General features: G+C 46.5%; 2 protein-coding genes. Both read left to right on the top strand.

Annotated elements, in window-relative coordinates; translation table 11 throughout:
• Positions 1-259, top strand: a 259-nt coding sequence (locus tag ACP5D4_RS20825; protein WP_428013528.1) for a hypothetical protein, incomplete at its 5' end; no start/stop codon positions are given.
• Positions 229-5,292 (top strand): S8 family serine peptidase, encoded by a 5,064-nt coding sequence (locus ACP5D4_RS20820; RefSeq protein WP_428013527.1) that lies wholly within the window; start codon positions 229-231, stop codon positions 5,290-5,292. The genes ACP5D4_RS20825 and ACP5D4_RS20820, both read left to right, overlap by 31 nt.
• Positions 5,293-5,431 lie beyond the last annotated feature (139 nt).

Here is a 5,431-nt window from a genome sequence, read left to right as displayed (position 1 = left end):
GACGAAACTCCTGAACAACCCGAAGAACCTATTGACGAAACTCCTGAACAACCCGAAGAACCTATTGACGAGACTTCTGAACAACCCGAAGAACCTATTGACGAGACTTCTGAACAACCCGAAGAACCTATTGACGAAACTCCTGAACAACCCGAAGAAGCCGAAAATATTGGAATTTCTGAACCTGTTACCTCTTCAGAGGTTCTCACCCCTGCTAAACACGCTTGGATGTACGCGATCGAGCGTGGAGAAAATCTAGAGACTTACCATTATACAGGTTTATCGGAAACCCGAGAATGGCTAGTTGGATTGGTTGAAACAAACTCTTCAGAAACCCTATTGGGCTATATGGCTCATATGAGTTTTGACGTAAATTCCGTTGAAGAATCTGCACATATTCCAAATTCTTACATCGTAGAATTTTCTGACGAGGTGAGTGCTTATACAGTTAGCGAGCAACTACAAAATATAGAAAGCGTTAATTTCGCAGTTCCGCTCGTCCCGCAAGAAGTCTCTAAGGATTTCATTCCCAACGATGAGTTTTTTAACTTACAATGGCACTTGCAGAATACTGGATCGCTAGGTGGAAAAGCAGGAGCAGATGCTAATGTTGTTTCTGCCTGGGATTCGGTTAAAGGTCGAGGAGTGGTGATTGGAATTGTTGATGATGGAATTGATATCCATCACGAAGATTTAAACGATAACTATCGTGGCGATCTCAGTTGGGATTTTCAGCAAAATAATTCAGATCCGTCACCCAACTCTTCTCAGGACACTCATGGAACTTCTGTAGCTGGAATCGCAGCGGCTGAAGGCAACAATGGCATTGGCGTATCGGGAGCTGCACCAGAAGCTGAAATAGCAGGCTTACAGCTTTTGGGAAGTCAAGGAACTAATGATAATGACAAAGCCAATGCTTTATCCTATCAGAACCAGGAAATTGACATTTATCAAAATAGCTGGAGTCCGGGTTTAAACAAAAATCCAATAGATCTTTTCGCTCCTGGCCCTTCGACAACTTCAGAACTCGAATCTGGGGTTGAATTAGGTAGAGATGGCCTCGGAAATATTTATGTATTTTCGGCGGGAAATAATCGCGAACAAAAATTTAACACTAATGGAGAACTTACACATTATGGATTTGACAATGTTAACAACAACGGCTATGCAAATTCACGATTTACAATTGCCGTAGGTGCTATTGACGATCGGGGCGTTCATTCTTCATACAGTGAACCAGGGGCGGCCTTATTTGTTTCTGCCTATTCGAGTGGGAATAGGCGACAAAATGCAGTTTCTACGGATTTAAGTGGAGCTGCTGGATCTAATTATTTAAAAGAATGGAATTGGGCTGACACCGAAGACTACACATTTTTCGGTGGAACCTCTTCGGCTGCACCTCTGGTTTCAGGTGTTGTGGCTTTGATGCTAGAGACAAATCCTCAACTCACGTGGCGCGATGTTCAGCACATAATTGCTAAGACAGCTCGGAAAACCGATCCCACACATTCAGACTGGTCTGTCAATGGTGCTGGCTACAATATCAACCATTTTTATGGATTTGGAGCGATTGATGCCGTCGCTGCCGTAGAAGCTGCTAAAACTTGGGATACAGTCGATTCAGAAGTTTCTCATACGACGGGTACTATGCCAGTCAATCGATCGATTCCAGACAATCGATCGAGTGGAATTTCACAAATCGTCGATATTCCGCAAGATATTAAATTGGAATCCGTTGAAGTCGTTTTTGATGCGACGCACCCCAATCGCGGCGATTTAGAAATTGTCTTAGTTTCTCCCAGCGGTACCGAATCGATTTTAGCCGAACCGCGTCCAGATTCGGGAGATAACTATGACAGATGGGTATTCAATACCGTTCGGAATTGGGGCGAATCCTCTAAAGGAACTTGGAAACTTCAAGTTTCTGACAAGTCTGGCAATTACGTGGGAACCTGGGATTCGTGGGAACTCAATTTTTACGGTACGGAACCCGAACCCGTGAAATCGAAAATATCAGTGAGCGTCAAAGATGCCTCCGCCGAGGAACGCAAAGCCAGCGAAACGCAAAATCCGGCTGTCTTTACCTTGACCCGCGAGGGCGACCTCAGCCAAGCCGAAACCGTATCCTACAGTTTGGGCGGTTCTGCCGATAGTGCAGACTACGGCTACCTGTCAGGATTGGCAACCTTCGAGCCAGGTCAAGCTTCGATCGATATCAAAGTCATGCCGATCGACGATTCACGTTACGAAGGCAACGAAACCATTACCTTCAGCCTAAACGGATCTTCCGACTACGAACTCGGTACCGTCACAGCAGGTCAAGCCACCATCTACGACAACGATCCGCCACCAATCTCTCAAATCAGCGTCGAACTGACGAATGGAGTCGCTCACGAAACGGAAAGCTGGGAAACTAGCCAACCCGCTATCTTTACCGTTAAGCGCAGCGGCGGCGATAACAGCAAAGCCGAAAATGTTTACTACACCGTCAGCGGTACTGCGGACAACGGCATCGATTACTCCGTGGTTTCCGGCGTCGCCACGATTCCTGCGGGTTCCGATCGCACGACGGTCAAAATCCAACCCATCAACGATAGCAAGTACGAAGGTACCGAAACCGTTTCACTGCAAGTGACCGCCAATCCCAACTACAAACTAGGCGCCACAACCAACGGTACTGCATCGATTGAAGACAACGACTTCCCGCCATCTGTAATTCGTGTGCTTGTGCTTGATGCTGATGCAAGTGAAAACAGCGATCCAGGACGCTTTTTGGTTAGCCGTAGTGGTGGAGATAACAGTAAAGAAGAGACTGTCTACTATACTCTTAAAGGCTCTGCAATCAATGGTGAAGACTATGCAAGCCGATCTGGGTTTGTCACATTCCCGGCTGGTTCTTCGATGGTCGCTGTTTCAATTAATCCTATTGATGATGCCACGATCGAATCGACTGAAAATGTAACTTTTGAGGTTACCCAACATCGGAACTATACTCTCAGTGAGTCCGTGCAAGGTGAAATTACGATTTGGGATAATGACAAGCCCGAACTGAATTATCAAGCGCAATCATTCTGGGAGTTTGATGGCGAGTGGTCAGATCAAATGAGCGATCGAAGCTCTGGTTCTGCCGTGGATGCAGAAGGAAACTTCTATGTGGTTCTAGGTTATTATAACGATCCTAAAGTTCAAAAGGTGAGTCCGAGTGGCGATTTGCTTTGGGAGAAAAAGATAGACCAACCGATTTGTGTAAAACACGTAGCTGTTAAGAATAACAGTCTGATTATTCACAGTAGTGATTTTTCATCTGGCTCTCGGTTCTCAGAAATTTCGCTGGATACTGGCAACGGTGGTTTAATTTACACAGAGACACAAGTCGATCGTTTTGCCATAAATCCTGATGAGTATGATTCAGTTCCAACGGCTCTCAAGGATAAGGCTATGGAAGTTTATAATTCTCTTCTTGAAACTGCCGATTATCCTTATGGACATTGGGCAAATGAACCTATTCAGGATTCTGAGGGCAATGTTTATGTCACAGGAGCAGTTGACTACAACGAGTACTTGATTAAAGTCAATGCAAACGGTTCTCATGCCTGGACTTTTAAAGGAGAAATCGCAGATGGATTTATTTTTGGATCTGATGTTGAGTTTGCCTCTGACGGTAGCATTTATTTTCTAAGTTATGGAAATAAATCCGACCTACTGACCAAGCTATCCAGTTCTGGCAAGGTACTTTGGCAAAGTGATATTAAAGAAGAGTTACAGCATCATAGCGACTCGTATCACTTCCACGTCCTTGATATGGCATTAGATGCCGAAGATAAAGTGCATCTCTTTGGCGGTCGCACCAATCCAGTACCGCACTACGATACTGGTAACTATTGGACTGCCGTTTATGCTCCAGTTGAGCAAAATAGTTCCGGTACTTCCGGTTCAGATCCGATCTCCAGCGGTGGAAAGTCTCACGCTTTCGGCGTCAGTTGGACAGGGGAACTGACTCGCATCAATTTAGAAACCGGAGTCAGCGAATCTCTTGGAAGTACGGGATTTAGCAATCTCAATTCTCTGACGAGCGACGGTCAGGGTAAATTACTGACCATCGCCAATGTCAATTCCTCTGTTGGGGAAATTATTCAAATCGATCCCAGCGACGGAACGAGTCGAGTCGTATCCACCTTCAATAACAATTTTGGTGGCGTGAAAGCCAGTATTCGCGGTTTAACTCGCGCCGCCGACGGAAGCCTCTACGCCATTCACAATAGCAGTTATGACGAGCTGTTCCGCATCGACCCACAAACGGGTACGGCGTCTGAAATTGCGACACTCGATCGCTCGAGTTTACAAAGTTTGGCGATGGCACCCTCGGGCAAACTTTACAGCATCGATATGAGCGATGGAGCATTAATAGAAATCAACCCGAATACGGGTAGCTCTAAAACCATCGGTGCCAAGGGCGGATTCCTGAATATTCAAGGATTGGCGTTTGACGATAACGGCATTTTATACGCTACCGGACAACCCAATTCCTACACTGTCGATTTGCAAACGGGAGCCTTAACTCCCGTTCCCGAACTGGGAACCTTCCGAGGTCTGGCGTTCGTGTCTGAAAGTCAGCTTGCGAGTTCATCAGGAACCTCAAACGCCACGACACTGTACGACATTACTTTTGACGAATCGAGTCAGGCTTTGGGAGAACAACCCCTTGCTAACGATAGTTCCAATACCGTTTCCCGTGTGGTGTTTGGCGACCCAACTGTCAAACAGTCCTCGGGTCGTTTGGGAAATCGTCCCCTGGTGTTTACGGACGACCAGTCTGGCTATGACCAGGTTCAACTCGACGTAGGAGCAGGGTTCGAGCGATATTCCCTATCTTTCGATTTCGACCCAGTTTGGTTAAACGGAGAGGAAATGAGGGTTCTTCTCGATACTCCCACAGTCCGAAATATCTACTTTGAAGCTGATGGAAGTGTTCGCCTGTATCCCTTTGGAACTGTTGGAACCTTTGACTTGAACGGTGTTAATCAAGTGGAAACGGAAGTGGATTTTGAAGCCGACCGCTGGAAGCTGATTGTCAACGGTAACGTTCTTTACGATGGTGAATTTTCGCCTTCGAGCGACGACTTACGGGCAATTCGATTCAGTATGGGAGCCTTGAGAGAAGTCAGTGGTAGCGTGGCGGCGATCGATAATATTCAAGTGAAGGGATTATCGAGTTCTTCTGCGACGACGCCTCCACCTGTTGCAGGAAACCCTGACCCCGCTGTTGCGCCCCCGGCTGCAACGACGCCTTAAAAGCAGTAGGGTGGGTAATTAATTGCCCACCCTACTGCTGAAATCTCAGAACGCGAATCCTGGTTGAACTGGTCGATTCAATCCCTCAAGTAAAACTTTCGGTAGCTTGGAATCCCCGTCGCTTTAGCGCGGGGAGGAA

It is taken from the genome of Baaleninema sp., from assembly GCF_049974805.1.
Classification (GTDB): Bacteria; Cyanobacteriota; Cyanobacteriia; order Cyanobacteriales; family Geitlerinemataceae; genus Baaleninema.
Note: the sequence above shows the minus strand (reverse complement) of the source record. Positions and strands in the feature narration are given on the sequence as shown.